This is a genomic window from Haloferax sp. Atlit-10N, from assembly GCF_003586325.1.
Lineage (GTDB): Archaea > Halobacteriota > Halobacteria > Halobacteriales > Haloferacaceae > Haloferax > Haloferax prahovense.
In genome coordinates, this window is record NZ_PSYX01000009.1 from 56,811 (window position 1) to 81,226 (window position 24,416).

At 58.1% G+C, this 24,416-nt stretch carries 25 protein-coding genes and 1 pseudogene; 14 read left to right on the forward strand and 12 right to left on the reverse strand.

Features of this window, described 5'->3' with window-relative positions; all coding sequences use genetic code 11:
- Nucleotides 1-14: 14 nt before the first annotated feature.
- The 4 genes from C5B91_RS18980 to C5B91_RS18990 all read left to right on the forward strand — a co-directional run bounded on the left by C5B91_RS18980 (nt 15) and on the right by C5B91_RS18990 (nt 2,722).
- Entirely contained in the window at nt 15-704 is a 690-nt protein-coding gene (locus C5B91_RS18980; RefSeq protein WP_119712845.1) for a DUF6166 domain-containing protein, read from the forward strand.
- Entirely contained in the window at nt 704-859 is a 156-nt protein-coding gene (locus C5B91_RS22530) for a hypothetical protein (RefSeq protein WP_199708852.1), read from the forward strand. The genes C5B91_RS18980 and C5B91_RS22530 overlap by 1 nt, the downstream gene beginning before the upstream one ends.
- Nucleotides 856-1,392 (forward strand): hypothetical protein, encoded by a 537-nt coding sequence (locus tag C5B91_RS18985; protein ID WP_119712846.1) that lies wholly within the window; start codon nt 856-858, stop codon nt 1,390-1,392. The genes C5B91_RS22530 and C5B91_RS18985 overlap by 4 nt, the downstream gene beginning before the upstream one ends.
- 169 nt (nt 1,393-1,561) lie before the next feature.
- The gene (locus tag C5B91_RS18990; protein WP_092893832.1) at nt 1,562-2,722 is read left to right on the forward strand and encodes a hypothetical protein; all 1,161 of its coding nucleotides are present in this window, start codon (nt 1,562-1,564) and stop codon (nt 2,720-2,722) included.
- Between the two features lie 42 nt (nt 2,723-2,764).
- Here C5B91_RS18990 and C5B91_RS18995 read toward each other — a convergent pair whose 3' ends face one another.
- Nucleotides 2,765-3,319, reverse strand: coding sequence for a peroxiredoxin (locus tag C5B91_RS18995; RefSeq protein WP_092893833.1), 555 nt, complete (start codon nt 3,317-3,319; stop codon nt 2,765-2,767).
- A gap of 101 nt (nt 3,320-3,420) precedes the next feature.
- Nucleotides 3,421-3,765 (reverse strand): helix-turn-helix domain-containing protein, encoded by a 345-nt coding sequence (locus C5B91_RS19000; RefSeq protein WP_092893834.1) that lies wholly within the window; start codon nt 3,763-3,765, stop codon nt 3,421-3,423.
- Between the two features lie 78 nt (nt 3,766-3,843).
- On the opposite strand from C5B91_RS19000, the gene merA reads away from it, so the two are divergent.
- Nucleotides 3,844-5,403 carry a mercury(II) reductase gene (gene merA, locus C5B91_RS19005; protein ID WP_119712847.1) on the forward strand — a complete coding sequence of 520 codons (1,560 nt, stop codon included), beginning with the start codon at nt 3,844-3,846 and terminating at the stop codon, nt 5,401-5,403.
- Nucleotides 5,404-5,406: 3 nt separating this feature from the next.
- Here the strand turns inward: merA and C5B91_RS19010 are convergent, their stop codons facing one another.
- A complete protein-coding gene (locus tag C5B91_RS19010) occupies nt 5,407-5,961 on the reverse strand; it encodes a winged helix-turn-helix domain-containing protein (RefSeq protein ID WP_092893836.1) in 555 nt (184 codons plus the stop codon).
- Nucleotides 5,962-6,092: 131 nt separating this feature from the next.
- On the opposite strand from C5B91_RS19010, the gene C5B91_RS19015 reads away from it, so the two are divergent.
- Nucleotides 6,093-8,369: a cation-translocating P-type ATPase gene (locus C5B91_RS19015; RefSeq protein ID WP_092893837.1), complete on the forward strand. Its 2,277-nt coding sequence runs from the start codon at nt 6,093-6,095 to the stop codon at nt 8,367-8,369.
- Here the strand turns inward: C5B91_RS19015 and C5B91_RS19020 are convergent.
- The gene (locus C5B91_RS19020; RefSeq protein WP_092893838.1) at nt 8,366-8,572 is read right to left on the reverse strand and encodes a heavy-metal-associated domain-containing protein; all 207 of its coding nucleotides are present in this window, start codon (nt 8,570-8,572) and stop codon (nt 8,366-8,368) included. The genes C5B91_RS19015 and C5B91_RS19020 overlap by 4 nt on opposite strands.
- 132 nt (nt 8,573-8,704) lie before the next feature.
- On the opposite strand from C5B91_RS19020, the gene C5B91_RS19025 reads away from it, so the two are divergent.
- The 4 genes from C5B91_RS19025 (at nt 8,705) to C5B91_RS19040 (ending at nt 11,485) form a co-directional block, all read left to right on the forward strand.
- Entirely contained in the window at nt 8,705-8,920 is a 216-nt protein-coding gene (locus C5B91_RS19025; protein WP_119712890.1) for a hypothetical protein, read from the forward strand.
- Nucleotides 8,921-9,043: 123 nt separating this feature from the next.
- A complete protein-coding gene (locus C5B91_RS19030; protein WP_092893726.1) occupies nt 9,044-10,045 on the forward strand; it encodes a DUF6610 family protein in 1,002 nt (333 codons plus the stop codon).
- 75 nt (nt 10,046-10,120) lie between these two features.
- Nucleotides 10,121-10,468 (forward strand): hypothetical protein, encoded by a 348-nt coding sequence (locus C5B91_RS19035; protein ID WP_119712848.1) that lies wholly within the window; start codon nt 10,121-10,123, stop codon nt 10,466-10,468.
- Nucleotides 10,469-10,555: 87 nt separating this feature from the next.
- Complete coding sequence (locus tag C5B91_RS19040; protein WP_119712849.1) at nt 10,556-11,485, forward strand: ArdC-like ssDNA-binding domain-containing protein; 930 nt, start codon at nt 10,556-10,558, stop codon at nt 11,483-11,485.
- 125 nt (nt 11,486-11,610) lie between these two features.
- Here the strand turns inward: C5B91_RS19040 and C5B91_RS19045 are convergent, their stop codons facing one another.
- Both C5B91_RS19045 and C5B91_RS19050 read right to left on the reverse strand, forming a co-directional pair.
- The gene (locus C5B91_RS19045) at nt 11,611-12,306 is read right to left on the reverse strand and encodes a nucleotidyltransferase domain-containing protein (RefSeq protein WP_092893729.1); all 696 of its coding nucleotides are present in this window, start codon (nt 12,304-12,306) and stop codon (nt 11,611-11,613) included.
- Complete coding sequence (locus tag C5B91_RS19050) at nt 12,303-12,974, reverse strand: helix-turn-helix domain-containing protein (protein WP_119712850.1); 672 nt, start codon at nt 12,972-12,974, stop codon at nt 12,303-12,305. The genes C5B91_RS19045 and C5B91_RS19050 overlap by 4 nt, the downstream gene beginning before the upstream one ends.
- A 228-nt stretch (nt 12,975-13,202) precedes the next feature.
- On the opposite strand from C5B91_RS19050, the gene C5B91_RS19055 reads away from it, so the two are divergent.
- Nucleotides 13,203-14,024 (forward strand): hypothetical protein, encoded by an 822-nt coding sequence (locus C5B91_RS19055; RefSeq protein ID WP_119712891.1) that lies wholly within the window; start codon nt 13,203-13,205, stop codon nt 14,022-14,024.
- Nucleotides 14,025-14,098: 74 nt separating this feature from the next.
- On the opposite strand, the gene C5B91_RS19060 is transcribed toward C5B91_RS19055, so the two are convergent.
- Nucleotides 14,099-14,647, reverse strand: coding sequence for a hypothetical protein (locus C5B91_RS19060; protein WP_119712851.1), 549 nt, complete (start codon nt 14,645-14,647; stop codon nt 14,099-14,101).
- Between the two features lie 127 nt (nt 14,648-14,774).
- Between C5B91_RS19060 and C5B91_RS19065 the strand changes: the two genes are divergently transcribed.
- Nucleotides 14,775-15,188: a helix-turn-helix transcriptional regulator gene (locus tag C5B91_RS19065; RefSeq protein ID WP_119712852.1), complete on the forward strand. Its 414-nt coding sequence runs from the start codon at nt 14,775-14,777 to the stop codon at nt 15,186-15,188.
- Between the two features lie 33 nt (nt 15,189-15,221).
- Here C5B91_RS19065 and C5B91_RS19070 read toward each other — a convergent pair whose 3' ends face one another.
- Nucleotides 15,222-16,142, reverse strand: coding sequence for a MarR family transcriptional regulator (locus C5B91_RS19070; RefSeq protein ID WP_119712853.1), 921 nt, complete (start codon nt 16,140-16,142; stop codon nt 15,222-15,224).
- Nucleotides 16,143-16,280: 138 nt separating this feature from the next.
- Here C5B91_RS19070 and C5B91_RS19075 point away from each other — a divergent pair, with 138 nt between their 5' ends.
- Nucleotides 16,281-16,607: a hypothetical protein gene (locus tag C5B91_RS19075; RefSeq protein ID WP_119712854.1), complete on the forward strand. Its 327-nt coding sequence runs from the start codon at nt 16,281-16,283 to the stop codon at nt 16,605-16,607.
- A gap of 439 nt (nt 16,608-17,046) precedes the next feature.
- Here C5B91_RS19075 and C5B91_RS19080 read toward each other — a convergent pair whose 3' ends face one another.
- The 4 genes and pseudogenes from C5B91_RS19080 to C5B91_RS19100 all read right to left on the reverse strand — a co-directional run bounded on the left by C5B91_RS19080 (nt 17,047) and on the right by C5B91_RS19100 (nt 23,316).
- Nucleotides 17,047-18,546 carry a Cdc6/Cdc18 family protein gene (locus C5B91_RS19080; protein WP_199708853.1) on the reverse strand — a complete coding sequence of 500 codons (1,500 nt, stop codon included), beginning with the start codon at nt 18,544-18,546 and terminating at the stop codon, nt 17,047-17,049.
- Nucleotides 18,547-19,425: 879 nt separating this feature from the next.
- Nucleotides 19,426-20,298: pseudogene (locus C5B91_RS19085) on the reverse strand (DNA polymerase domain-containing protein); the annotation flags it as partial.
- Nucleotides 20,299-20,476: 178 nt separating this feature from the next.
- Nucleotides 20,477-21,895 carry a hypothetical protein gene (locus C5B91_RS19095; protein ID WP_233255205.1) on the reverse strand — a complete coding sequence of 473 codons (1,419 nt, stop codon included), beginning with the start codon at nt 21,893-21,895 and terminating at the stop codon, nt 20,477-20,479.
- Nucleotides 21,892-23,316, reverse strand: a complete 1,425-nt coding sequence (locus tag C5B91_RS19100; protein WP_119712855.1) for a hypothetical protein — start codon at nt 23,314-23,316, stop codon at nt 21,892-21,894. The genes C5B91_RS19095 and C5B91_RS19100 overlap by 4 nt, the downstream gene beginning before the upstream one ends.
- 112 nt (nt 23,317-23,428) lie before the next feature.
- On the opposite strand from C5B91_RS19100, the gene C5B91_RS19105 reads away from it, so the two are divergent.
- Nucleotides 23,429-24,277, forward strand: a complete 849-nt coding sequence (locus tag C5B91_RS19105) for a hypothetical protein (protein WP_119712856.1) — start codon at nt 23,429-23,431, stop codon at nt 24,275-24,277.
- The last annotated feature ends 139 nt before the right edge of the window (nt 24,278-24,416 follow it).

Here is a 24,416-nt window from a genome sequence, read left to right on the forward strand (position 1 = left end):
GCCCGCGTTAATCGATGGAGACGAACTCGACTACCAACCCACGAGCGGCAGTACAGGATGCGAATGAGCGATGCCAGACGAACACAGACCGCGTCGAGTACGTCGGCATGCGCGTCGACGGAACGCCGGTCGTGCTAAAGCTCACCGAACACGAGCGCCTCACCCCGGATCGGAGCCTCGACCTCGTCCGACACAGCCCGGCGGGATTCGACTGGGGCTACGTGGGGAGCGGGCCGGCGCAGCTCGCCTGTGCGCTCCTCCTCGATTACTATGACGACGAGAACGTCGCTCACCAACACTACATCCAGTTCCGAAACGAGGTGATCAGTCAATTGGCGTGCGATGGGCCGGCTGACTGCTGGCATCTTACCGGTGACGACATCGAAGCTGCACTCGGTGAGTTCCAGGACCACCACGCCCTCACGCCGGACGGTGGCGGCCCGTCGGCGTCGCTGCCGGCGAATTGGAGTGCGGTGAGCCGGACAGATCGGACAGTCTTCCAACGTCGGGATATCGACCACTACGTCGTCCTCGCCGAAGGGAGCGAAGAGTGGTTGATCATACTTTGTGCGCAGGGCGACCGCGCGTATCCCGCGCCCCTCGATCATCGAACCCGGCCGGTCGAAGCTAATCCTGCCCCTGCCGTGCAGGAACTCATCGCCGAGAGTAACGACCTCGTCGAGCCGGACGAGGAGGCCACCTGATGGACGCTCTTCGTCTCTCCCGATCCACCTACCAGCTGATCGAACGGGCTGTCGAGGCACTGGAGCGCATCGGCCGGGAACTCGAGCGATACAACGACCGGCACGAGCGAATAGTGGAGGAAGCCACAGACGAGACGAGTCCCGATGACTCATGACCGGCGAAGCGACGCTCGACGAGTTCGAGGCCGAGACGTCGTCCGGTGAGTCCCGCTCGCCCTCACTTGAAGACCGGCTTCTCAGCCCGATCTCGCCGTCCGTGGGGCTTCAACTGATTCCCGGTCGTGGTGATCCGTTCTATCTCCAGAATCGAGGCACTGAGCGGTATCTCTTCTGTGACGAGCACGACCGATGGTTCATACTCCAACCGTCGGCAAAAGCGTCGGAAGAGGCGTTCGTCCGCTGGGTGTATCTCCCGACGGACAAGCCCGAACGGCTGGCGCGGTCGGCTCTTCGTCGACGGACGGTGATCGGGTACGACTACGTTCGGCGGTCGACCGCCCCAGACCCGATCAGATCAACGGTGACCGCGATGTTCGTCACCGAACGCTGGCCCGAGATGACCTACGAATGTGGGTCCTGCGAGGCGCTGTTCGACACACCACGAGAGCACGCTCTCCACTGCTGGGAGGCCCATCCGTGGGTGCCGAATCCGGAGCAGGTACGCCGTCGACGTCAGGCCGACGAGTGAGTTCGAAAGTTGAGGACAGGTGTCGGGATCGTCCAGATGATTAACCAACAACGCTGGATTCTTGGGTAGAGTGTTGGTTAAGAGGTTGTTTTTGCGCCCGTGAGAGGGGGCGCAGGGCGCATGATGAGAGCGCCGTCGCGAGTGACGAATTCGAGTTCAAGGTGATGCAATGAAAGACCCAGAATCCAGAACCGTGTTCGCTGGTGTCGACGGACGAACCGATACAGAACTACCTGACTGGTACCGCCGGAAGAATACGGTCGACGAACCGAAGTCCTTCGCCGAGACGATTCGTGACCTTCCGCAGGCCGTCGAGACGACAGTCGCATACCGGAATCCCTACTCCGACGAGTGGGTCGAAACGGATCGCTTCAACGCCCTGGTCGAGCCGACGAGAGCGCGCGACCACGCGACAGACGATGAGCCCGACGCAGACCCACTATTTCACGTTCCCACGGACAGTTACGCGATTATCAATCCGGTCGACGTGTACAGGCCCTTGGAGGAGGTCCTTCGCGAGGAGACCATCGATGGGACGCCGCTGGGCGAGGTGATGTTCGGCGAGATCCGGCGCTACCGGGGCGGCGGCGAGGTCCACATGGACATCATGTTCGACGGCCTCGAGGTGCGCCTCCCCGGTCGCTCGGACCCGATCACGATGGGCGTGACCTCCGGCTACGACTTCTTCGGCGAGCACGCCGTCTACGTGGAGGGCTTCGCTCAGGACGGCTACTGTTCGAACACGATGCGCTCGCTCACCGACAAGGAGGTCATCAAGCACGTCGGCGACGTACGGAACTTCCGAACCTGGTGGGAGGAGATCCTTGCACAGGTCGAACTCGTCGCCGACGACCTCTTCGAATTCATCCGTGACGCCCAGGACATCGACCTCGACTTCTCCGAGCTCCCGTTCACCGTCACCGAGTTTTACAGCCTGCTAGGATTCCCGGACTATCTCGCAGAGCGTGCTGCCGAAGATGCCGAGGCGAACGCAGCGTCGCCGTTCGAGATCGATATGTGGACACTGCACTCCGGCGCGACATACGCGCTCACCCACTTCTTCCAAGGCAAGGAGGGTGCGTCGCTGGACGGCTACGTTCGCACGGCCAACGACATCCTGTTCAACCCGGAGGGCACCATCGAGCGCGTCGAGCGAGCCTACGAGGAGCAGCTGGAAGCAGACGGAGACGACGGGTCCCAGGCGTCGCTCGCCGGCGAGCGGGCACTCGCGAGCATCGAGCGCGTCAACGATGATCTGCAGGAGAAGGTCGACCAGTTCGAGGAACGTGAGGACGCGCTCCGTGAGAGATTCCAGGATGCGATGGGTTGATTGTCGGAGCGGCGTTCACTGAAACGATCCTCAAATAGTAGTTTACGTGAGCTGTTCCGGTTCCTCGTTATATTCGACTACTAATTCGACATCCTCAGGACCGAGTTCATCGCGTTCCGCTTCCAGCGTCTCAAGAGCGTCTTTGACAGGGAAGAAATCCGGCTTCTCGAGTGCATCTTCTGTCGCCCAGGCGTATCGAATCGTTCGCTCGGAATCGATAAGGAACACGGCACGCTGCGGGACGCGCTCGTGGTTCTCCCATTCGTCATAACAGACATCATACAACTCGGCAACCCGCCCGGAGCTATCACTAAGTAACGGGAAATTGAGGCCGTATTCCTCGGCGAATGCTCGGTGGGCGTAGACGCTGTCACCAGAAATTGCCCAGACATCGAGCGCCGGCGTCAACTGAAACCACTCTGCATCGCGAATCGCACACAGTTCGTTTGTACAAACAGGACTGAAATCAAACGGGTAAAAAACTAGCAACGCAGCCCGATTATTGGCAGTTGTCTCATCCAAGCTGTACTCGGTTTGTTCTCCGTCACGGAGACCTGGAAGAGTAAATGACGGTGCAGACGCTCCCTCGTTTATCATGCGCCACAGTAGCACACGAAGAAAGGATAGTCTTGGGGTTAACACCCCCACCTGAATGGAGGAGCTTCAGATGTGGGATGTAATTCACTGGAGTCCGTACGTCAGGAGTTCGCCGTCGCCCACTCAAGAAGCGGTTCTAATCTCGAACGAATCTCATCCCCCTCGTCAGTTAGCGCGTATTCGACGCGTGGCGGAATTTCGTTGTACTGCGTCCGTGAAACGAGGCCCGCCTCCTCAAATTCGTCGAGGCGTTTCGAGATCGTGGACGTACTCGCAGTCGGGAGGTGCTCCTCGATCTCCGCGAACCGCAGTGCATCGTGTGCGCCGATGATGCTGACGAGTTGCATCGCGTATTTCCGGCTCAACGTGTTGATCACTCCTGTGAGCGGGCAGTAGCACGTCCCGTCGACCTCGCACGCGGGCGCCGATGAAGTAGTATCTGCCATAGCTTCGTGGCCTCCAACCTACTCTATAGCTTTGGACTCTGGAGTATAATAACTTCCCGTCGTAAAGTATAGACACAAATGACCCACACGTCCGACTATGATCTCGTGATCCTCGGCGGCGGAGCCGCTGCCTTCGCCGCCATCACCGAAGCGAGCCGGAGAGATCTCTCGACGGCGATAGTGAACGCGGGACTACCAATCGGCGGGACCTGCGTGAACGTCGGCTGTGTCCCGAGCAAGCATCTGCTCGCCGTCGCCGAGAGCGGCGCTGCAGCGTCGGAGAATCCTTTCGATGCCGTCACATATCCCGAGGCACCGACCATCGACTGGGCCGATGCACTCGATGGGACCGACGAACTCGTCGAGCGGTTCCGGCAGCAGAACTACGTCGACGTCGCCGAGCACTTCGAGACCGACATCTACGAGGGCTACGGCCAGCTGGTCGACAGCGAGGGACGCAGTCCCTCGGGCAACCGGAACGCGACGCGTTCCGGTGACGACACGACCATCGAGGTCGTCGACGGTCCCGACAAAGGGACCCGAACCACCGGCGAGAAGGCTCTCGTCGCGACGGGGAGTTCGCCCTGGGCACCGCCCATCGACGGCCTCGACGACGTCGACTACTACACCAGTGAGACGATCCTCGAAGAACGCGACCTTCCCGAGAGTATCGTGATGCTCGGCGGTGGGTACATTGCCCTCGAATGGGGTCAGATTCTTCACCGCGTCGGCGTCGACGTGACGATCCTCCAGCGCTCCGAGCGCGTCCTCTCGGATATGGAAGGCCAACTCGCTCAGGAGCTCCAGCGGGCCCTCCACGAGGAGGGTATCGACATCGTGACCGGCAACGACTTCAAACGAGTTCGGACCGCAGCGACCGACGGCAGCTCCCAGCCGAGCCAGCAGGACGTCACGGTGGAGACCGTCGTCGATGGCGAGGAGCGAGCGGTCACCGCCGAGGCGCTGTTCGTCGCAACTGGAGTCCAGCCCAATAGCGAAAATATCGGTCTAGAGAGGGTGGGCGTCGAGACGGAGCCTGACGGGGCGATCCGCGTCGACGAGTACTTCCAGACCACAAATCCCGACATCTACGCGGCGGGCGACGTAATCGGCGAGCCCGAACTGGAGACGGTCGCCGCCAAGGAGGGCAACCACGCCGTCAAGAACGCCTTCGGCAGCGCGGAGCTACGCTCCGTGGGCCGTTCGAGCGGGCAGAGCCCGCGAGAAGACTACGAAGGTGTCACCATCGACTACGACACCGTCCCGGCGGTCGTCTTCACCAGCCCCGAGGTCGCAGCCGTCGGGACGACAGAGCGCGAGTATATGAACAAACACGGCATCTGTTCCTGCCGGACAGTTCAGATGGAGGACGTACCGCGGGCGAAAGCCGTCAGCAACACGGATGGGCTCGTCCAGGTCGTCAAACACCACGAGACCGACGAGATCGTCGGCGTCCACATAGTCGGGCCTCGTGCCGCAGACATGATCATGGAAGCGACGTTGGCGGTGAAGTTCGGCCTGACCGTCGACGACATCATCGATACGGTTCACCCCTTCCCGACGTTCTCCGAGGCGTTCAAACAAGCCTGTCAGGCCTTCCGCCGGGATACGTCCAAGATGAGCTGCTGTATCGAGTGAGCCTTAGTCGTCGGTCGAGAATACGTCGTCAAGTGTGCCGCTCTCGCCCAACTCAATGAGGGCACGGTTCAGGAGTTCGCGAACGATGAACTCCTCGTAGTGCTGGGTGTCGCAGTACTCACAGGGCTTCATTTCGCGGGCGACCGCCTCGATCTCAGTACCGTGTTTCGTATACAGCGTCTCAATGAGGGATGCCAACTCCTCGGACGTGGTGGACTGCGCCCCCGCAAGGGTTTCGTCTGCTTCTTCCGGGAGCTCATAGGAGAAGACCCGCGTGTTCGACTTGTAGAACTTCCGCGTTCCGCCGCCAGCTTCCTCGAGCCGGGCGATCTCGACCATTCCCGCATCCTTCAGGACGTTCACGTGGTGGCGCACCGTCGTCTCGGCCTTCTCCTCACCGCGACGATGCAGTTCGTCGTGAATCTCTTCGATCGTCATTTCTTCGGCAGCGAGCATATCGAGGATCTTCGCCCGGACGTCGTTCTCCAACGCTTTCGCTTTCTCCGGGTCTGTCGTCACGACTTCGCGGATCGGCACGTCGGATTCGAGGAGCGCCATTCTTGTGAGGACATAGGGGAACGACGATAGTAAGAGTAACGCCACACACTCGACAGCAGTCTTAGTTATTCGATACCGCTATAATCATAGTCGTAATGGTTATCCACTTCGCTGGGTAACTAGCGACCACGATGGGAACGACACAGGAACAATTCAACGTCGGGGGGATGTCCTGCTCGTTCTGTGCCGAGAGCATCAAGAAGGCCTACAGCCGGACCGACGGCGTCGAGGACGTCGACGTGAGTCTCGCCCACGAGGAGGTCCTCGTTCAGTACGACGACAACATCCTGAGTGAAGTCGAAGTGAAGGACACGCTCCGGGATCTCGGTTATACCATCCGCGACCCGGACAAAGCGAAGCGATACGAGCAACAGCAGGCCGAACTCGCCGACGGCAAGCACCGTCTCCTGCTCGCCGGCGGCGCATCCATCGTCGTTGCCGCGCTGATGGGCTGGATGATCGTCGTGATGGGACGCTTCGAGTCGGCATCTCTCGTAATGGATCTGGTGACGCTGGGGCTGGCGCTCGGGACGATGTTCGGGCCTGGCCGCTACATCAAAAAGAAAGCCTTCCAGAGCCTCCGCCGGGGGATCTTCAACCAGCACGTCCTCCTGGAGGCAGGCGCGTTCGCAGGGTTACTTGGTGGGTTGCTCGGTCTGTTCGTCTTCCCGAGCTTCCCGACCGTCCACTTCTTCGCCGTCTCCGTGTTCATCACCACCTACCACATTCTCTCGGAGTACACCAGCCTCATCGTCCGTACACGGGCTTCCCAAGCCGTCCAAGGCCTTCTCGACCTCCAGCCCGACACGGCACGCCGAGTCACCGACGACGGTGATGTCGAGGAAGTCCCAGTCGACGACCTCGACGTTGGCCATCGCGTCCGCGTCAAGCCCGGCGAGAACATCCCCGTCGACGGCACCGTCGCCGAGGGTGAATCGACAGTCGACGAGTCGGTCGCTACCGGCGAGTCCATCCCCGAGGAGAAGTCCGAAGGCGACGCGGTGATCGGCGGCAGCGTCAACGAGACCGGGACGCTGCTCATCGAGGTAACTGCAACTGGCGAGGACGCGTTCCTGAACCAGGTGGCACGCGAGATTGAGGAGGCGCGGGCGATGAAACCCGGCATCATTCAGCTCGCCGACCGCGTCCTCAAGTACTTCGTCCCAGGCGTCTTGACGATTGCTACGCTCTCGTTCCTCTTCTGGGTGGTCGCACCGCTCGCGTGGGGGGCAGCCCCCAACGTCCAGCACGGGGCGTTCGCAGCGCTGGCGGTCCTCGTTCTCGGCTATCCGTGTGCGCTCGGGATGGCGACACCGCTCGCCCTCATCCGGGGCGGCGGAAAGGCCGCCGACCGTGGCATCCTGATGCGGTCGGGCGACGCCTTCCAGATCTTCCCCGACGTCGACCACATCGTGTTGGACAAGACTGGCACGATCACCGTCGGCGAACCCGCCGTCAGCGAGGTCGTCGGGTTCGGTGCCGACGAGGTGGATGTACTCACGACTGCGGCCAGTGCAGAGGCCTTCTCCGAGCATCCTCTCGCTGATGCGATCCTCGAGTTCGCTGACGAGCAAGATGTCGAGTACGCTGACCCCGATGATTTCGACTCTGTGACCGGCAAGGGCGTCCGGGCAACCGTGGCCAGCGACGACGTGCTGGTCGGGAAACCGGGATGGCTTAGCGGCGAGGGAATCGACCTGTCGAAGGGGAGCCACGACATTGAGCGACTCCAGGGCCGCGGGCTCACCGTCTCTGGGGTCGTCCGTGGTGGTGACCTAGTCGGCCTGATCGGCATCGGCGACGAAATCAAAGCCGACGCCGCCGAGACCATCCGGCGGATGCGCGACGCCGGCATCACGCCCGTGATGATCACTGGAGACAACGAGCGCACCGCAAACGCGGTTGCCGACGAGGTCGGCATCGACCGCGTCATGGCCGACGTGTTGCCCGACGAGAAACGCGAGGAGATCGGTCGCCTGCAGGAAGCCGGCCACCGCGTTGCGATGGTCGGCGACGGCATCAACGACGCCCCCGCACTCACGCAGGCCGATATCGGGATCGCCATCGGCGCCGGGACCGACATCGCCATCGAGTCAGCGGATATCGTCCTGATGGGCGAACGGCTCGGTGGCGTGATGGACGCCTACGAAATCGGCACGGAGAGCTACCGGAAGACTCGCCAGAATCTCGTGACGGCCTTCGCGTTCAACGGCGTCGGCGTCGCCGCCGCGACCACGGGACTTGTTCACCCGGTGTTCGCGATGCTTGCGATGGTGTTGTCCGTCTCGGCCGTTCTCGCCAACAGCTTCGCTGGCCAGCTCCTCTCCGGTGAGGGTGTCAACACCGAATTCGCTCTAAAAGAACGCACCGACGGCGAGCGGGAAGACGGTCGAGTGACGGCCGATTAAGCCTTTACGTCGTAGCCAGCCTGTTCGATTGCCGCGTTCACGTCGCCGTCTGCGACTCCATCCTCGAGAACCACGTCGACCGTGTCAGCTTCGTGGTCGGCCTCGACTCGACTCACACCGTCGAGGTTTCGCAGGGCGGTCTCCACGTTCTGTTCGCACCCGTTGCACGACATCCCGGTGACGGAGATCGTCTTTCGCTCCATACGGGCCTGTAAACACTCGCGGGGGATGACCATTACGGTAGCTGTTATACCGGTATTATCTCTATTAGAGATGGGGCGTCATCGTCCGGAGAGTTGTTTGTGTCGGCCCCAAAGGGGTGGAGGCTCTTCGAGATGGGGACCACTGACGACAAAGAGAGCGACGAATTCCCTCCAGAGAAGCGTCTGGAAGCACCGAACACGAGCCTAATCAAGGCCGGGATCAAGACGATTCCGGATATGGAGACACTCCGTGAGTGTGTTGCCTACGAGAACGCGCACCAGAATCGGACGCAGATTCTGCGCCGGCTCAAGTGGAAAGCTGAAGAGTTACGTGAGGACGAAGGGTAAGCGCTGTTCTTAACCAACACACTCTGCGTGAGTTCCCCTATTGTTGGTTAATCCGCTGTACTTCGGTTTTTCGGGCCCCTGAAAGGGTGCGGGGCAGCCAGCAGCGGCCTCGCGAGCCTAATCATGTCCCTCAAGCTGAGCTCCAGCGCCAGCACCGCCCGCGAAATCGCCGCCGCCAGACAAACAGAGTTCGTGGCGTTCCTCCACCGAGCTCCCTTTGCCGGCGATGCTCTCGCCCTCGGGTTTCTCCCCGGGTTTCGGGAAGACTGTGGGTATCAGACGGATCAGTACCTGAACCTCGAGATTCCCGTTGGGATGCTCGACAACGATTTCCGGAATCCCGATCTGGAGCGGTTCGTCGACCGCTTTTTCGAGTACAAACCAGAGGTCGGGGTCATCGGGGACGTCGACGATATCGACGACGTCGACGCCCACGTCGCTGCTGCTCGTGAGATCCAAGCGAGCTATCCTGAGGCCGAGCTCATCGTCGTTCCGAAGTCACGGGCGGTGATCGACGCGATACCCGAGACCCTCGTCCTCGGGTATTCACACGGGTACGCCGACCGTCTAGCCCAAGAGTTCTCCGATCCGGCTGATTGGAGAGGACGGCGCGTCCACATCCTCGGCGGGAGTCCGCCCAAGCAGCTCCACGCCATTCGACAGCTGACCAGGCCGACACTCACCGACGAGCCACCAGCCGACATCGTCGGCGTTGACTGGAACGGACTCCATCGTGGCGCACAGTTCGGTGAGTTCTGGACGGCTGACGGCTGGGACGACAGCGGTCGCAACGCCGACCACGTCACCGTGCGAAAGACGGTGCGCCATAGTCTCGCTCGCATCCGCGAGTTCTGGCAGTCACATGGGATCTGGCCCGAGACGACACCAGAGGACGCTGGGTTACACTTCGAGTACGAGGGACCGAGTCCTGCCGATCTCGAAAAGGGAGCTTGCACCGAATGCGGAGCGAACGTCTGGCGAACACGTCGCGGCCCCTTCGTCGCTGAATACGATACCGGTGCAGTCTGTGGGTACTGCAGTTACGAGTGCTACTTCACCCATCGCCATCGGAAGGACCTCGAGGAGATCGCTGGCGAACAGAGTGTCTACATCCCCCCAGCGTGACGCAGCGTGCTGTTTTTCGAGCCCGGGGAGGGGGCGGAGGCTCGGTCGTGAGCCTTCGTCCAGAGGTGACTTTCCGTGAGCCAGCAACAAACTGTAGACGACGTTTCAGTCGATGAGATCCCGATCGATATCTCGAACACCCAGTCCGGAGAGATAGAACCAGCCGACGTGCCCGGAGAAATCGAGTCGATAACCCGTGGTTTAGCAAGCGAACAGCCCCCGACGAACCCACTGGTCGTCCTCAAGGCGGGTCGCTGGTGGTACATTCACGGCAAGGGCGGAACAGATCCTGCCTTCCGGTGGGCTATCGAGTGGGCACGTCATCTGGCGACCGACACGCCTAGCGACGTCGAGCGGTTCGACGAATTCCTCAAGTACCTCGTCACGGTCGGCTTCGCTGACGAGACCCACGAACTCCGATAACCGAGAGGGTGGTTTTTGTTCGCCCCCGAAGGGGTGCGGCGCGTTCTGAACTGATGCAGTCCCGGTAAACTCGATTCGGTGAACACAATGGCTACGACCAGTAATTCGTCGGTTTCCTTCGAGGAGACCGACACGCGAGATGACGAGATGAACAGCACCATCGAACAGTGGATCGACGACCTCGTCGCCGGCGTCGTCGACGCGCAGGCCAGCGAAGAGTTCCAAGAGTGGCTCGATGTCCAGAGTCGATTCCACGACTACTCGTATCGGAACACGCTCCTCATCAAGCGCCAGTGTCCCGAGGCAACCCGCGTGGCGGGCTACAATACGTGGAGATCGGAGTTCGACCGGCACGTCCAAGAGGGCGAACAGGCGATCTGGATCTGGGCACCGATCATCACCAAGCAATGTCTGGAGTGCGAGAATTCGCCGAGTTACCACGAGCAAAGCGACTGTGACTATGACGAGACGCCACCCGAGGAGTGGTCCAAAGGACTGGTTGGATTCAAACCAACAGCAGTCTTCGATGTGTCTCAAACCGAGGGCGAACCGCTCCCCGAGTTGGAAACCGAGGCCACTGGTAACGCCGACGACCTGGTGCCAGCGCTCCTTGATGCGGCAGCTACGCTCGATGTCGACGTCCGCGTCGTCGACGCTGCTGAGTGGGAGCATGGCGACGCGAAAGGCGTCTGCAAACACCGGAATCTCCACGAGTTCCAACCCGTCGTCGAAGCGAAAGCCCGCTCGAATCAGGCCGATCTCGCCGTGACGCTGATTCACGAGTACGCCCACGCACTGCTCCATTTCGATGTCGACGACGAACCCGAGCGTGCAAAACGCGAGATCGAAGCCGAAGCTGTTGCGTACATCGTCGGGCGGTATTTCGACCTGGATACGAGCGGTTCAGCGTTCTATCTTGCCGCGTGGCAGGACGACGATGCGGAGAGCATTCAGGAGCGTCTCGGCCGGATCAGTTCGACCGCTCAGGAGATCATCGACACAGTTGTAGAGGGCTGAACACCCCCTTCCCGGCTGTTAACCAACGCTGGAGGGTACTCTGTCGACATTGTTGGTTAATTCGTTCCGCGTCCCGATCCCGTGTGTTTCGATCGGTCCCGAGACATACCCATCGACAGTCGATGTTATCGTTCAGAATCGATTCGGCGCTGCTGGTCACGAAGGAACTCAACGACGGCATCGATATCCTGTTCGGGAACCGTTTGCTGTTCGAAGACTCCTTTGAATGCATCTGCGAAATCCTCCGACGTGAGGCGGTTGAGGACAGTCTCGATGCGACCAGCGAGCTTCTCGGACTCTCCGCGATGCAGATGAGTCGCGATCCGGTCGAAATCTGCGCCAGCAGCCAGCACCACCAGATCCCGAGAGTCTGCCTTGCGGCCACTGTGGAGTTTCACCGCGAACAGCAACTCCCGTTCCGGAATCCTGGCTGTTACCGGGCGTCCGGTTCGCAGTTCCTCGGTGACAGAGTGCTGGGCCAGATAGCGATACGACCATTCAGCTTCCGTCTGGCGACAGCCCAGCGCGTCCACCATCGCGTCGAACTGAACCGGATTCCCGATATCTTTCGTAAACCGGATAGTCCGGCCCTCGTAGAGTTCGTTTCGCTCGACATCGGCCGTTTTCTCGTAGCCGCGGTCGGTGAGAAGGTCCGTGTAGTCGTCGACCGCTTGGGCCGGAATGACGACGTCGACGTCCGTGGTAAAGCGTTGATTGAACGCCGCGATCGCCCACCCACCGACGAGCACGTACGGCAGGTCAGCGTCGATGACTGCCTCCAGCGTATCCAGTAGTTCGTCTTCGCGTTCACCGAGGCTCATGCATTGAGACGCGGATCCTCGTGGGACGCGTCGATATCGCGGTCGTACTCGTCGGCGATCATCTCCAACGCCGGCTCGTAGTTCACCCGGTACTCCAACATGTGCTCGATTGCCTCATCTAACGGAATGACCGGATTGCCGTCGACCCACTCGCGAGTGATCTCCCCACTCGTCGGGAACAACACGTACGAGACGGTGGCGTCGTAGTCGGTCGCGTCCGGCCGCTCTTCGATCCGGCTCGGAATCCCGAACTCATCAAAGAACGCCGTCCACCGTCCGATATCCCGGTCGGCGACCTGGATGAAGATCGGGTAGTCGTCGTGGCCGCGGGCGATCTGATAGCCGCCGTGGGTCCAGACGTAGACGGCGTCGATTTTCGTGTACGCAAAAGGCATCCCGGCGAAGTGCGGAATGACGTAGCCGTCGTCGATCGAGGGGGGAACAGCGCGAGAGATGGCCGCGACGAGATCGTAGTAGCGATCCCTGACAGCGTAATTCTCGATGTAGACGCCGTCCTCACGTCGGATGAAGCCTGCGTCCTCCAACCGCTCGATCCAGTCGTAGACCCACGAGTAGGAGCCGTCGATCTTCTGGGCGATTCGCCGGATCGAGTCGCCCGGCCGGGCCGCGACCATGATCTTCGCCGCGGTCTCGTCGACGTACTCCATCATCGCTAGTTATCGGTATCGCATCTAACTGTATTAGTCTTGTCCCCCGTATTCCCGATAGAGTTATCTCTATACAGATATACTATTCTTGGTTCCGGTAGTCCGATCCGGCGCAGCATTCGAGCAGAGAGGGGTTAACCAACAGAGGATACGATTGATCGGTATTTGTTGGTTAAGTTTTTCAGCGCCCGCCGAGGGGCGGAGGCGCACTTCCGTCTCCACCGACCCATGACCGACCAATATCTAACGACCGTTCTCGACGAGGCAGAGCGAGTCGCAGAGCACCACGAGCAGGTCGCCCAATCTTCAGACAATCCGAATCACGAGTATCTCCGGTACGCCGTCCTTCGGCTGCTCGAAGAAGAGGCTGACGAGACATCGGTGGAGATACCGCAGATCGACGGCCTGTCCGTCGGATACGGGAAGGATAAGGCGATGTACGAGAGCTGGGACGACGACGTCGAGTGGTGGGAGACGGTTCCGCCGCAGGCGGAATGTACTCGCTTTCGGATGTTCTACTCCGACAAGCACGAGGCTGTTCCGCGAGTCATCGTCGACGTGATGGCAGCACTCGGGGCGTGGCGTGTCTGGACTGGGAGCGCTGCCGCCTGTGGCTCCTACGATCATCGTGAGCGGCGGGAAGTCCACTACCTGTGGCCGGAAGGCCATCTGGTGGAGGAAGTACTCCACGAGCGGCTCAGTGGCCCTGCGGAATCCGTCGCTCCGGACGGGGGCCGAACGGGCGACGTTCGCGACCGGCTGGTCGTCGACGAGAACACACAGTCTCAGGACGATCTTGAGCCCCGCACGGCGCGTGCCGTCGACGAAGCGATGGACGTCTCGCTCCTCTCGAAAGGTGGCCGCTACGAGGTACAGTCCGCCTCCGGCAACAGGTACGAAGTCGACGTCATCGACGAGTCGTGTACCTGTCCCGACTGGCAACAGCGCTCACCCGAGGGGGGCTGTAAGCACCTGCGTCGCGTCGATCACGAAATCAAACGGGGCCGTGTTCCCCGACCCGACGGTCGACTCCCGGCTGTTGCCGACTAATCCTGTGTACCCAACAGGTCACTTCTGTCACCGTCTGCGTTGGGTAACACAGACAGTATCTGACCTACCCACCATCACGGGAGTTCCGCAGTCACGTCGACGAGCTGCTCCTCGGTCTGCCACCGATACAACCGTCCGTCCTGGTCGAATAGCTCGAAGACGCCGTCTTGCATCCAGCCGAAGGGGTGTTCTTCGTCCTCGTACTCTCGCTTGAGGACGTGACTCTTCGCGAAGTACTCCGTCGTGCCGACGAGCAGCCCCTGCTCAACAAGGAAGTCGCTCGGGTCCTTCTCGGCGACGCCGACGAGGTATGTCACGATGTCGGCGATCAGGCAGAACTTCTGGATGCTGTTGTCCCACTCCCCGCGGATGTCGACCATCCGGAAGGCGTAGGCGTCTTGTCGCCGATTCAGTCGGTCGACCACGAGGTTCAGCCGGCGGATCGGCTCCCGGTCGTAGTTTCCCAGCACGAAGTACGACCGGTCGTTCTCATAGACGGGCGTCAGCTCACTCAATGCGTGGAGAATCTCCTCATTGTCCGCTAGTGAGATCTCCGCCTTGTCGAGTTGGTCCTTCGCACTCTTCAGGACCTCCTCTGGGACGGGCGGCTCCTCGTCGGACATGCATTGTCTCTCTCAGCGCCACACGATATGGTTTATGGAGTAAATCACCAAGTAACCCACTATAGTTTACTCTGGGGTGGTTTACTCAAGAGTAAACTACTTGCCGACAGGGCGTGTACTGTGTCGTATGAGCACTGACTTGGGGACTGCTGAAGGGATGGAATCCCGCGAGCTCGTCCACTTCGTTACCCAACAGACGCGGTTCGCGCTGATCAACAATATCCTCCAGCATCCCGAGCAGCTCCCCTCGATGTACGAACTTGAGGAACTCAACCCCAGCGTGAGCGACGCTACTGTCTACAAACACATCCAGAAGCTGATCGACGCAGGAATCGTCAAAGAGGTCGCCCTCGATGACGATCAGCGCCGACAGGGCTACCCCTGGAAATTCTACGGGCTCACAGAGGAGGGCCGAACCTTCCTCGACGAGCACAACCTGCTCGCCGCGGAGGAGACGCTCCAGCAAATCTACGACACTATCGCTGACAAGCCCGAGAAGATGGTCAAGTACGAGAACGCCCCCCGGCCGGACGGCGCGTAACTCCTGCAGAATCGGCACCGTGTCAGCACTTGATCACTGTTCGGTTTCGTAGTCAGCCGCCAGCTGCTGGAACTCGTCCCACTCCGGGAGCCGGTCGTCGTCGACCTCGCCGTGCGTCTCGAGGTAGCGGAGCAGGGCGTCGATCTCGTCTTCGAGGCCATACTTCGTCGCCTGCTCTCGGAGGTCGTCCTCGTCGACGTCGACGTGGCTGAGCAGGAGGAGGCAGTACGAACGGTGACGGCTGCCGTCGTCGATCAATAGCGTGTGACAGCAGAGCTCCGCCGGCGTGACTGCGTCGAGCTCCTCGGAGTAGACGTAGTAGCGGTGGCCGGTGAGCAGGAACTGGAGGTCGAAGGCCGCGAATCGAGCGAGGCCGGTTTCGTGGAACGCCTCCGCGTCGATCTCCGTCTCGGTCTGGGCGAGGAATTCGTCGTAGTCCTCCCAGAGAATCGTGCCCTTCGGGGCGACGGCTTCGAGGCGGTGGCGATGCAGATGGTGTGCGAGTTCACGGGCGAACTCGTGGAGGCGGTCGAAATCGGCGTTGAACTCGTAGTGGCCGTCGACGGTCCCGACGAGACCCCGGTCGCGAAACCGCTTGAGAACCCGGTTGACCGTGTTGCGGTAATTGTCGCTCCGGTCGGCAATCTCGGAGACGGTTCGCGGCTGGTCGAGGTAGTACAGTACCTCGAGTGCCTTGCCGGTCAGTAGCTCGGGAAGGTCGATGTGGGAGTGCTGACGAACGAGGTCCTTGTAGTATTCGACGGCGCGAGCATTCGATGGGACGACTCGCTTTCGGCGGCCGTCACGTTCCGTATAGACGAGCCCCTTCTCGACGAGGTCGCCGACGGCACGGGAGAGGTAGCTCTCGCTGTGGTCAAGCTTCGTCGCGAGCTCGGAGATCGTGTCGCCGCGTTCGACCGTGGCGAGGACCTCGAGTTCGATGCGCCGGAGCACGGTGTAACATAGAAAGAAACTTATATATAAAGAAGTTTCGAGTAGTGTTACAGACAGCCATCGTGAGAACCGTCTCCATCGTCTTAACCAACAAAACTATGGACTCGTGGGTAGTGTTGGTTAACACGAGAGCAGCCGATGTCCTACGAACCCCCGACTCCACCGGCGAACCTTCCAACGGAGATCGTCAACACGCTCAACGAAGCCTCATCGGAGCATCTTCGGGACGTTGCCAGCTACGCCGAGGCGTTGGCCGAATACAAGGAGCGTGAAGCTCGTCTCGAGGAAGAAGAGGCGGATGACGCCGACGTCGAGGAGCGCCCCGATGACCTCCCGGACGACGTGCCAGCGAAGGCGACGATCACGATCAAGGAGATCAACGACAACCGCTACTACTACTGGCAGTGGCGGGAAGGTGATTCGGTGACGTCGAAGTACAAAGGGCCAGTGAATCCCGACGAGTAGACGAGATTGAACTGTAGTCTGATGTTCGTTTCAGTACCATTAGAGACGTCGCAGACGACACCCCCCAGAGTGTGAATGGGATCGGTTTGTCCAACACCCTTCAGTGTGAATGGGGTCCGGTCAACCCGGACGAGTAAAACTCGATGAAGGAGGACACCCATCCCACGTTTCCGTCGTAACTGGATGTGGGTGGAGGGGGTGGCGCTGATTTTGAAGGGACCACACCCCCCGTTTTCGAGTTGTAAATGGGAGAGGGAAAGGGAAAGCACAGTACATCGACCGGCACGTCAAATCTCTTGGCTCACCCACCCCCCGTTTTCGAGTAGTAACGAGACATCCCGACGAATGACACCCCCCCATTTTCGAGTTGTAACGCATCGCGCGGGATACGAACACCCCCCGTTTTCGAGAAGTAAGTGCGGGGAGAATACGGGCGAGATCAGTTCTTACTCCGGAACTGCTTCAGCCGTTCGCGGACAACCGCGCTGATAGTCGCCTCTTCGTGAGCTAGATCTTCGAACCGGGAATCCTCACGGATCGTCTCCATGATCGTTTCCGGATCCTCGGAGAGGGAGAAATACATATGCACTCCTCTGCCTCGCCCCTTGCCCCGACGCTCGAAGTCCAGTACACCGTACGTACTCTGCTCTGTGACGTGATTTACGAACGTCTCACGGCTGTACTGGTCCGCATCCATCGTATCGGCAATGAATTGGTACGTCTTGAACGCAGGTCCAGCAGGGATCCACTCAGGATGTTCTCTTGCGTAGTGGGCAGTGGCCGCTACAGCGTAGATGGAGAGTTTCTTTTGAGTCGAAATGCCGCTGATATGGCGGAGCTTGCGGTTTTCGGTGTATTTTTCTTGAGCATCACGGACATCAGTCTCGATAACCGTGTCAGCCCCACGCCGCTCGGCTAATTCACCGGCCCATCTGAGGAGGTCAATCGCTTTCCGCGCATCCCCGTGCGTTTGGGAGCCGAACGCAGCAACAAGCGGAACAACGTCATCTGCAAGTGAGTCTGGCTTGAAGGCGTCCCGCCGGTTGCGGAGAATACTACGGAGTTGGTTCGCATCGTAATCGTCGAAAAAGATGTCATCAGGGTTGTAAGAACTCTGTGCGCGGCTGTTGAGGTCCTTCATAAAGTCGGCGTAGTTCGTGATCGTCGTGAGCGAGATGGGACCATCAAAGTCAGCGAGTTTGCGAGCCCGTGAAAGCTGGTAGATGAGAGAATTGTACTCTGCTTCCTGATACGGCCCCTCGAGCATATCGATCTCATCGAGAATGAAGATAACACCGTCGTAATACTCTCGCATGAGTTCGTACAGTCGCTCCAGCTTCTGATCCGTTGAGACGCCGGTTTGGGGAACACCAGGATCAACGCCGAGGTCGTCGGCAGCAGCTTTGACTAACCGATAGACAGCCCGATCTGCAGTCTTCGGCCCCTCGCAGTTGATTGAAATGACCCCGAAGGTCTTGCCTTGGGATTCACACAGTTCGACGATCTGTTTGCAGACTGCATGAATGATGAGCGACTTCCCAGTTCCAGAAGGACCACTCAGAAGCATATCCGGGATCCCTTCATTCTGGAGGACCGGTTTTAGGTTGTCGACGACACGGCCTAGCTGGTCGTCACGACCGACGATACGATCCTCGTCGATGATGGTATCTGACCGGACGAGGTCTTTGTTCGCGAAAACGCCACCGGACGACTCGGTTTGGAGCCGATCACGAATTGAGATGCCGCCACCGTCGCCATTAGTTGCATCTTGAGACGAATCGGCGGACTCTGATCCGTTTTCGAAGGTCGTTTGTGACGTGCCAGGAGACGCCACCTCCTCATCCGTCGATTCAGGAGTTTCAGGATCAGCAGCAGAAGATTGATGATCCTCCTCACCTTCCGGATTATTCGATCCTGCTCTACGTCCCTCTCGTCCCATTATGAACCCCCTCGAACTCTGGGTATAAAAATATGGACCCTTGTGGAGTTGTAACCGGGCGAAAACAGGCTATCTAACGACTACAGCCCCGTATCTTCTGGATGAGTCAGATACCGTCTTCGGAATCTATCACCCTCCGTTGTCGAGTTGTAACGGTTCGACGAAGCTCGCTGTCGTCGATCTTCCTCGATGACCCGGACCCCCCGTTTTCGAGTTGTAAGATGTGGGGCGGTAATACACCTGGTTCGATACTCCCACCCTCACGTTGTAAGGAGAAGTGAGTCTCGGAGCAAAATCTACATAATCCGGATTTTGTGAATGATGCTCAGGGTGATACGGTCTTTCTCACACTCCCCGTTTTCGAGTAGTAAGCGCCAGAATAGTTGCGAAAGAACGACGCTCGTAGGACCTGTTCACGAATGAGAGTAATACCGGGTTTCAGACATGGTAGCTGGTGAAGCTGATTTGGTGATCTCGAATGTTGCACCCTCTCCCCCCTTTTTCGAGTTGTAAGTCGATAGGAACAGGCCACACCAAACGCTATGTAACGAGCGTTGAGTTAACAGAAGTTGGCGTAGAGGCGATGAGACGTGATAGTACACGGGATCAGAACCACGGACGAGATGAAGAGGTCATCTACTCCAGAGATCTCAATTGTCTAGCTGGAGCTAGACAATTTGTTTTCGTTGTCTCTAGTACGGTTGTGGTAAGGTAACGTGCAACATAAACTTTCGCATTTCTAGCTACAAGTTAGAAAATGAAATACTCAGCCTCTCTATCGCGTATATCCGCCACAATCGGCTGTTTTGCAGTCCCTCTTGCTGTTCACCCCTCCCCGCCGTCACGAGTTTACAACTCGAAAAAGGGGGGAGGGGGTCGTCAGGTCCAGTCCGTGATACCGACTATATGTGTTCCGTTGAGTTCTCGTCGGATGTCGTTCCGATCCCAGTCAATAGGTGCCAGTATGCTCTCGACAGCTCGGACCAGCTGCATCTCGTAGTACGAGCAATCGTACGACTTGATCTCCTCGTGGGCCAACGCGACCCGGTCTCGCGAGGATTTCTCGTCGTCGACGACCACGTACTCGATATCCTGACCCGGGTGGACTGCCAGGTCCTGCTCGCGAGCCCGTTTCAAGGCGGCCACGTTCTGGGTATTCTGTGAGTAGCCTTCCAGGGGTTTGGAGACACGATTCCGCTCGACGAGCCGCTCTACTGCTACGTTGCCCGCTTCCAGTTCGTCGATTGCTCGTTCGAGACGCCCGAGCACCGCGTCCGGTGACCGCGTGGTATCGAGCCGGTTGAGACAGTCCCGCTGGATGTCCTCAATGAACGGCGGGGTTGAGCGCTGCCGGGCTTTGATGCCTCTGATCTTGAAGTCGTCGTCGCCGGCGACCTTTCCGAAGTACTTCGTCAGCGCGCCGGCGTCGCTCTCGCGCTGCGGCGCGAACGCCACCCAGTCGTAGTGAGCCTCGTGTTCGAGCCGAATTTCGACGCGCTCCGTAATCTCCATCGCGAGCGTCTCGAGGTCCTTGCGGTCCTCGTCGTCGACGTCGGGGTCCGGCGTCACCCAGATGGAGTCGACGATGCCGTGGACGACCCGCCAGCCGCCGGCTTCCAGTCGCTGCTTCGCTGTCAGCAGAATCTCCCGAGCGAACGCGTTGATGGCTTCGTGGCACTCGATGCGGCCGAACTTTGCGTTGCTGAACCCTTGATAGCCGAAGCAGGCAACGAGTATCCACCTGAGAACACCCCCTTCAATGAATCAATCACTCTCGTGAGGATGGAGAGCAGGTGATTGAAGAACTACTCGGGACGGGTTCCCCTGAGGAGAAGCAAGCGGTTGAGCATATCCGCGAACTTTTGCGGTCCGCTGGTTATCAGCTGGATCCGATCTCTGATTCAGACGAATAAGCCTCTCACTCACCGATTCACATATAGTAGAAATACTGTGGCCGGACCTCTGAAATGGATTCAGTATCTACTTCGGAGAGGATTGTGCCGACACGCTTTGCAACACTCACGGTTGCTGGCATCCGGATTGCGTAGTCCGATGTATTCCAGTCGAGTTTTGTGAAAAATAGAATCTCCTTACATATCTCTAACGAGGGTGTCTCACAAATCTCGTCAGGTCGGATCTCAATCGGTGATGGTACTCCACTCCCCTGATAGGTCGTCTCTTCCGGGACATATCCGGATGTGTAGAGATAGTGGACGTCGTCATCAGGGACGCTCAGGAGGGTTCCCCGCATGGCGGGATAATCCGTAGGCGGGAACAACCTGACCTTTGGCCGCCTACGAACCCAGACTAGATCTAAATCGCGAACACCGTCTGTGGCATCAAGCAACCCTTCACGTTCTTCTTCCCAGAAGACAGATGGCTTATGTAGGACGAACCGGCTGGGACGTGTCCCTTTCTGAGCTTCGTAGTATTCCAGAATCTGCTCACCTACCTGCCTAGCCGCCTCATATGAGAGGTGGGGAGATCCATTCTCGTCCTCGGTGATATCCGGGAGTGGATCGCTCTGGAGGATAATATGGTCCCGTCCGTGAAAGACGTGAGCAAGAGCAGCTCGAATTACATCATCTCCTTCGTCTCGCTCTCTGTAGAACGAGAGTCCTGCGTAGCAGTGCCCATCTTCGATCTGCCGAGTTTTCCAGGGATGCCCTCGTTGTGACTTGTATAGAAGTCCAACTGTGAGATTCCAGGCCCGAGATGCTCGCTGTCGGTCAGTACGGATTGCAAGTGTGGATGGCTTAATTAGCTGTGTGGGGATTCGAGCCTCCATCCCGATCAGCTTGATTCGATTTCGCAGGTCAGAACCTTCCGACTGGATTCGCGCATGGTCCTGGTTCTCAGGAGTACACGCGTCCATCACTTCTTGCGGAATACAGACGATGATTGCGTTCGGCTGAACCGAATCCCGTTCGATTATCTCTATGTCTTTCCGCACTAGCTTCAGGAATCGCTCCATCCGATCTCTGGGGGTCGATTTACTCGTAACAGATTGGATGTCTCGTCGGCGAATTTGGCGTCTCCAACCCTTCTTTGCATTGATGGAGAGATTGAGCGGGGAACTCTTACCAAGGCCGGGATACGGAACCTGCCACGGATTATCACTCGTTCCTGGATGGATCCCGACCTCCATATCGTGAAGTAGTTCGGTCAACCGGCGGATCGAATCTCGATCGCCGATAATCCCGAGTTTGATTGTGTGGTGTCCTTCTTCATAGAGCCGTGGACCATATCTGATAAGGCCACGTTTGGGAGAGGTTTCAGTACCTCCTTCAAACTGAATCTCTGGCTCCTCGAGGTGACGAAGCGTGAACGGGGAATCTTCAGGCGTCATTGTTCAATTCCACCTGTGTTTTCGAGATCAGACGCTGACTCGATGAGCTCATCACGTTCGTCTCCGTCTTTGGGCGGGCGGACGTTGAGGGACAGCGAGTCAACTCTGGTCACTTCGAGTTCCTTTACGACGGGTATCTTTTCACCCATAAATCGATCAAGCTGGGTCTGATCCGACATCAGCAACTCTTCCCAGACACGCAGCTGGCGGTCGTACTTACTATTCTGGGCGTGGAAACGATTTGGCGAGAAGTCGTTTTGGAGCCGCGATTTACGCTCGCCTGTTACAGGCCGACGACCGTCAGAAGTGAAGACTTGTGTGGGTAGCAGAACGTAGTAGTACTCTTCCGCATAGCGCCGCACTCGTACTTTGACACCACGATGGATGACATCGGGGTAGGAGTCTAACTCCTTTGCAACCCACGATCGACCTAGTTTTCGCTCGGAACCGTGCTGTCTGCGGTTTAGCTCCGGGTATACAGTTGTTCCCTTCTCACGGTCGATGAGACAATCGTTATCTCTCGCAACGAGAGTGAAAATTCCCCTGAGAAGCGATCTTACGGTGTTTTCACGCTCTTCCTCTTGAGCACCCGTTCGAAGGAACTCCTCGAACTCCCGTGTTTCGAAACGGTCCTCGTGTATGTAATGACGAGTAGACCCCGGAAGATGGTCCGGATGAACGAGCGAATATAATTTCCGCTCATGAAGCTTGATGGGAAACGCCTCGTTGTTGTAATTATAGACGCGAGCTGACTCGGCTTCCTCCGTCGTATCTATGATGTACAGTGTCTCAGGGTAGCGGGTTACCTGAAACAGATTCGTCGCATATTCTGTTTCCTCTGAAACTGGTTCGTACGAGTGAAGATATGGTTCGTACTGGAACCGTTCTGTTTTCTCGAGCTGATGAGCTTGTTGACGGAGATCATCGTATGTACCGACGAAAACATGGGTATCGATAGCAAAATCTCGGAACTCATCTACATCAGTATCATCTAGCCGATCTACGACCTCATCGTTGACGCTTTCTTTGAGTTTTTTGTAAAAGTCGACCAGTTTCTGATTATCGGTGACATCTCGATCGAACAGGGCTTTCCAGAGCTGGTCATTAGAAAGTGTCTCCGTAAAAATATAGAAATCAAAACGGTGGGGTTGGGGCTGTTTGATGTATTCGAGGAAATACCGGGCGAGTTCGTCTCTAAAATCATTCGGGCTGAGGCCTGTGGAATACGCTTTTGCCTCGGCTACCACTTTATCGCCCGTAGCTTTGTTCACAAACTGAATATCGTCAAGCGTGGAGTGGAAAGCTGAATCCCGCTCAACCATGTAATTCAGCCCTTCCATGTACTCAATGACAACTTCCTTATAGTCCTCCCCGCGTCGCGCCGTCCCTTCCCGCTCTTTATATAGATTGTAGATGGGCACGTTGTATCTCGTTACAAGGAAGTCTCGTGTGAATTACTTTTCCCTCAGTCGTTGGGTAGTCTACTGGGATCCGACGATACTTCTATAATCCGAGCGGTATATATTGGGGATAATGAACCGCCGGGACTTGGGAACGACTCTGCGCCTCCTCAATCATGAACGAGGGGCCGCGGATGCGCTGCCGAAAAAGTCCCTTCACAAGCTCCTCTATCGTATTGACGTCAAATCTGCAGAGCAAGAATTGGACATCGAGATTCCGTATTATTGGTATCTCTTTGGTACTGTCTCTCCAGCAACGCCCTCGACTGTCCCCTCAGCCAGTATTAACGAGCCCGGACTTGAAGATCGCCTACGTTCTGTTGTCTCAGAGGCTCTCGCTGAATATTACGAACATGGATTAGAATGGCTCACAGACCGAATGTATGATGATGCACCGTATCAGGTTCAGCGGGATTTTCGGGAGTTAGATAAGAAAATACGAACGTTACATACGGAGTATCACGATTTCTTTGAGGTTGACCCAAGCAGAGAATCGGTACTCAGCTCCGTCCACGACACTTTTGAATCATTTCCAAACGACCGATTTCCGGAGTATGATCGACCACTAATCAAGTGGTATAACGCGGTCACTCGAGAACTCCATTCGCATTCTCCTGACCCCTCCAGATTGATGACGGTGAATGTAACGTTCTGGCGTATCTTTGCACTCGAGCTTGCTCAACGGCATGCCCAGGGAATGTCTCCGGAAGAGGTCCGTGGAAACCTCGGTATAACCTTGTTTGAGGAGGCTCGGAGTTCTGCGATCCAGAAACTTGACGAATTCGAAGAGGAAGACCTTGATGCGAAATTTTCTGGATTAGCGACCGAACTCGAATCTGAACGGAGTGCAGCTGACGAACTTGTTGCTCCGATTCTTGAATGCCGGGGAATTGCGCACGAAGATCTCCATCCGGGCCAATGACTCGATACTTCGTAGACACTAACGTCCTCATTGGACTCACGTTTTCTCACGACCGGTGGTCCGTAGAAGCAGAGCGTATCCTAGACGGTCATAACACGCTCTTCACGAGTGAGTTTGTAATCTACGAGTATTGCAGCCG

Coding starts and splice junctions, on each gene's coding strand:
- C5B91_RS18980 (WP_119712845.1), top strand. CDS start 15: ATGGAGACGAACTCGACTACCAACCCACGAGCGGCAGTACAGGATGCG.
- C5B91_RS22530 (WP_199708852.1), top strand. CDS start 704: ATGGACGCTCTTCGTCTCTCCCGATCCACCTACCAGCTGATCGAACGG.
- C5B91_RS18985 (WP_119712846.1), top strand. CDS start 856: ATGACCGGCGAAGCGACGCTCGACGAGTTCGAGGCCGAGACGTCGTCC.
- C5B91_RS18990 (WP_092893832.1), top strand. CDS start 1,562: ATGAAAGACCCAGAATCCAGAACCGTGTTCGCTGGTGTCGACGGACGA.
- C5B91_RS18995 (WP_092893833.1), bottom strand. CDS start 3,319: ATGATAAACGAGGGAGCGTCTGCACCGTCATTTACTCTTCCAGGTCTC.
- C5B91_RS19000 (WP_092893834.1), bottom strand. CDS start 3,765: ATGGCAGATACTACTTCATCGGCGCCCGCGTGCGAGGTCGACGGGACG.
- merA (WP_119712847.1), top strand. CDS start 3,844: ATGACCCACACGTCCGACTATGATCTCGTGATCCTCGGCGGCGGAGCC.
- C5B91_RS19010 (WP_092893836.1), bottom strand. CDS start 5,961: ATGGCGCTCCTCGAATCCGACGTGCCGATCCGCGAAGTCGTGACGACA.
- C5B91_RS19015 (WP_092893837.1), top strand. CDS start 6,093: ATGGGAACGACACAGGAACAATTCAACGTCGGGGGGATGTCCTGCTCG.
- C5B91_RS19020 (WP_092893838.1), bottom strand. CDS start 8,572: ATGGAGCGAAAGACGATCTCCGTCACCGGGATGTCGTGCAACGGGTGC.
- C5B91_RS19025 (WP_119712890.1), top strand. CDS start 8,705: ATGGGGACCACTGACGACAAAGAGAGCGACGAATTCCCTCCAGAGAAG.
- C5B91_RS19030 (WP_092893726.1), top strand. CDS start 9,044: ATGTCCCTCAAGCTGAGCTCCAGCGCCAGCACCGCCCGCGAAATCGCC.
- C5B91_RS19040 (WP_119712849.1), top strand. CDS start 10,556: ATGGCTACGACCAGTAATTCGTCGGTTTCCTTCGAGGAGACCGACACG.
- C5B91_RS19045 (WP_092893729.1), bottom strand. CDS start 12,306: ATGAGCCTCGGTGAACGCGAAGACGAACTACTGGATACGCTGGAGGCA.
- C5B91_RS19050 (WP_119712850.1), bottom strand. CDS start 12,974: ATGGAGTACGTCGACGAGACCGCGGCGAAGATCATGGTCGCGGCCCGG.
- C5B91_RS19055 (WP_119712891.1), top strand. CDS start 13,203: ATGACCGACCAATATCTAACGACCGTTCTCGACGAGGCAGAGCGAGTC.
- C5B91_RS19060 (WP_119712851.1), bottom strand. CDS start 14,647: ATGTCCGACGAGGAGCCGCCCGTCCCAGAGGAGGTCCTGAAGAGTGCG.
- C5B91_RS19065 (WP_119712852.1), top strand. CDS start 14,775: ATGAGCACTGACTTGGGGACTGCTGAAGGGATGGAATCCCGCGAGCTC.
- C5B91_RS19075 (WP_119712854.1), top strand. CDS start 16,281: ATGTCCTACGAACCCCCGACTCCACCGGCGAACCTTCCAACGGAGATC.
- C5B91_RS19080 (WP_199708853.1), bottom strand. CDS start 18,546: ATGGGACGAGAGGGACGTAGAGCAGGATCGAATAATCCGGAAGGTGAG.
- C5B91_RS19095 (WP_233255205.1), bottom strand. CDS start 21,895: ATGACGCCTGAAGATTCCCCGTTCACGCTTCGTCACCTCGAGGAGCCA.
- C5B91_RS19105 (WP_119712856.1), top strand. CDS start 23,429: ATGAACCGCCGGGACTTGGGAACGACTCTGCGCCTCCTCAATCATGAA.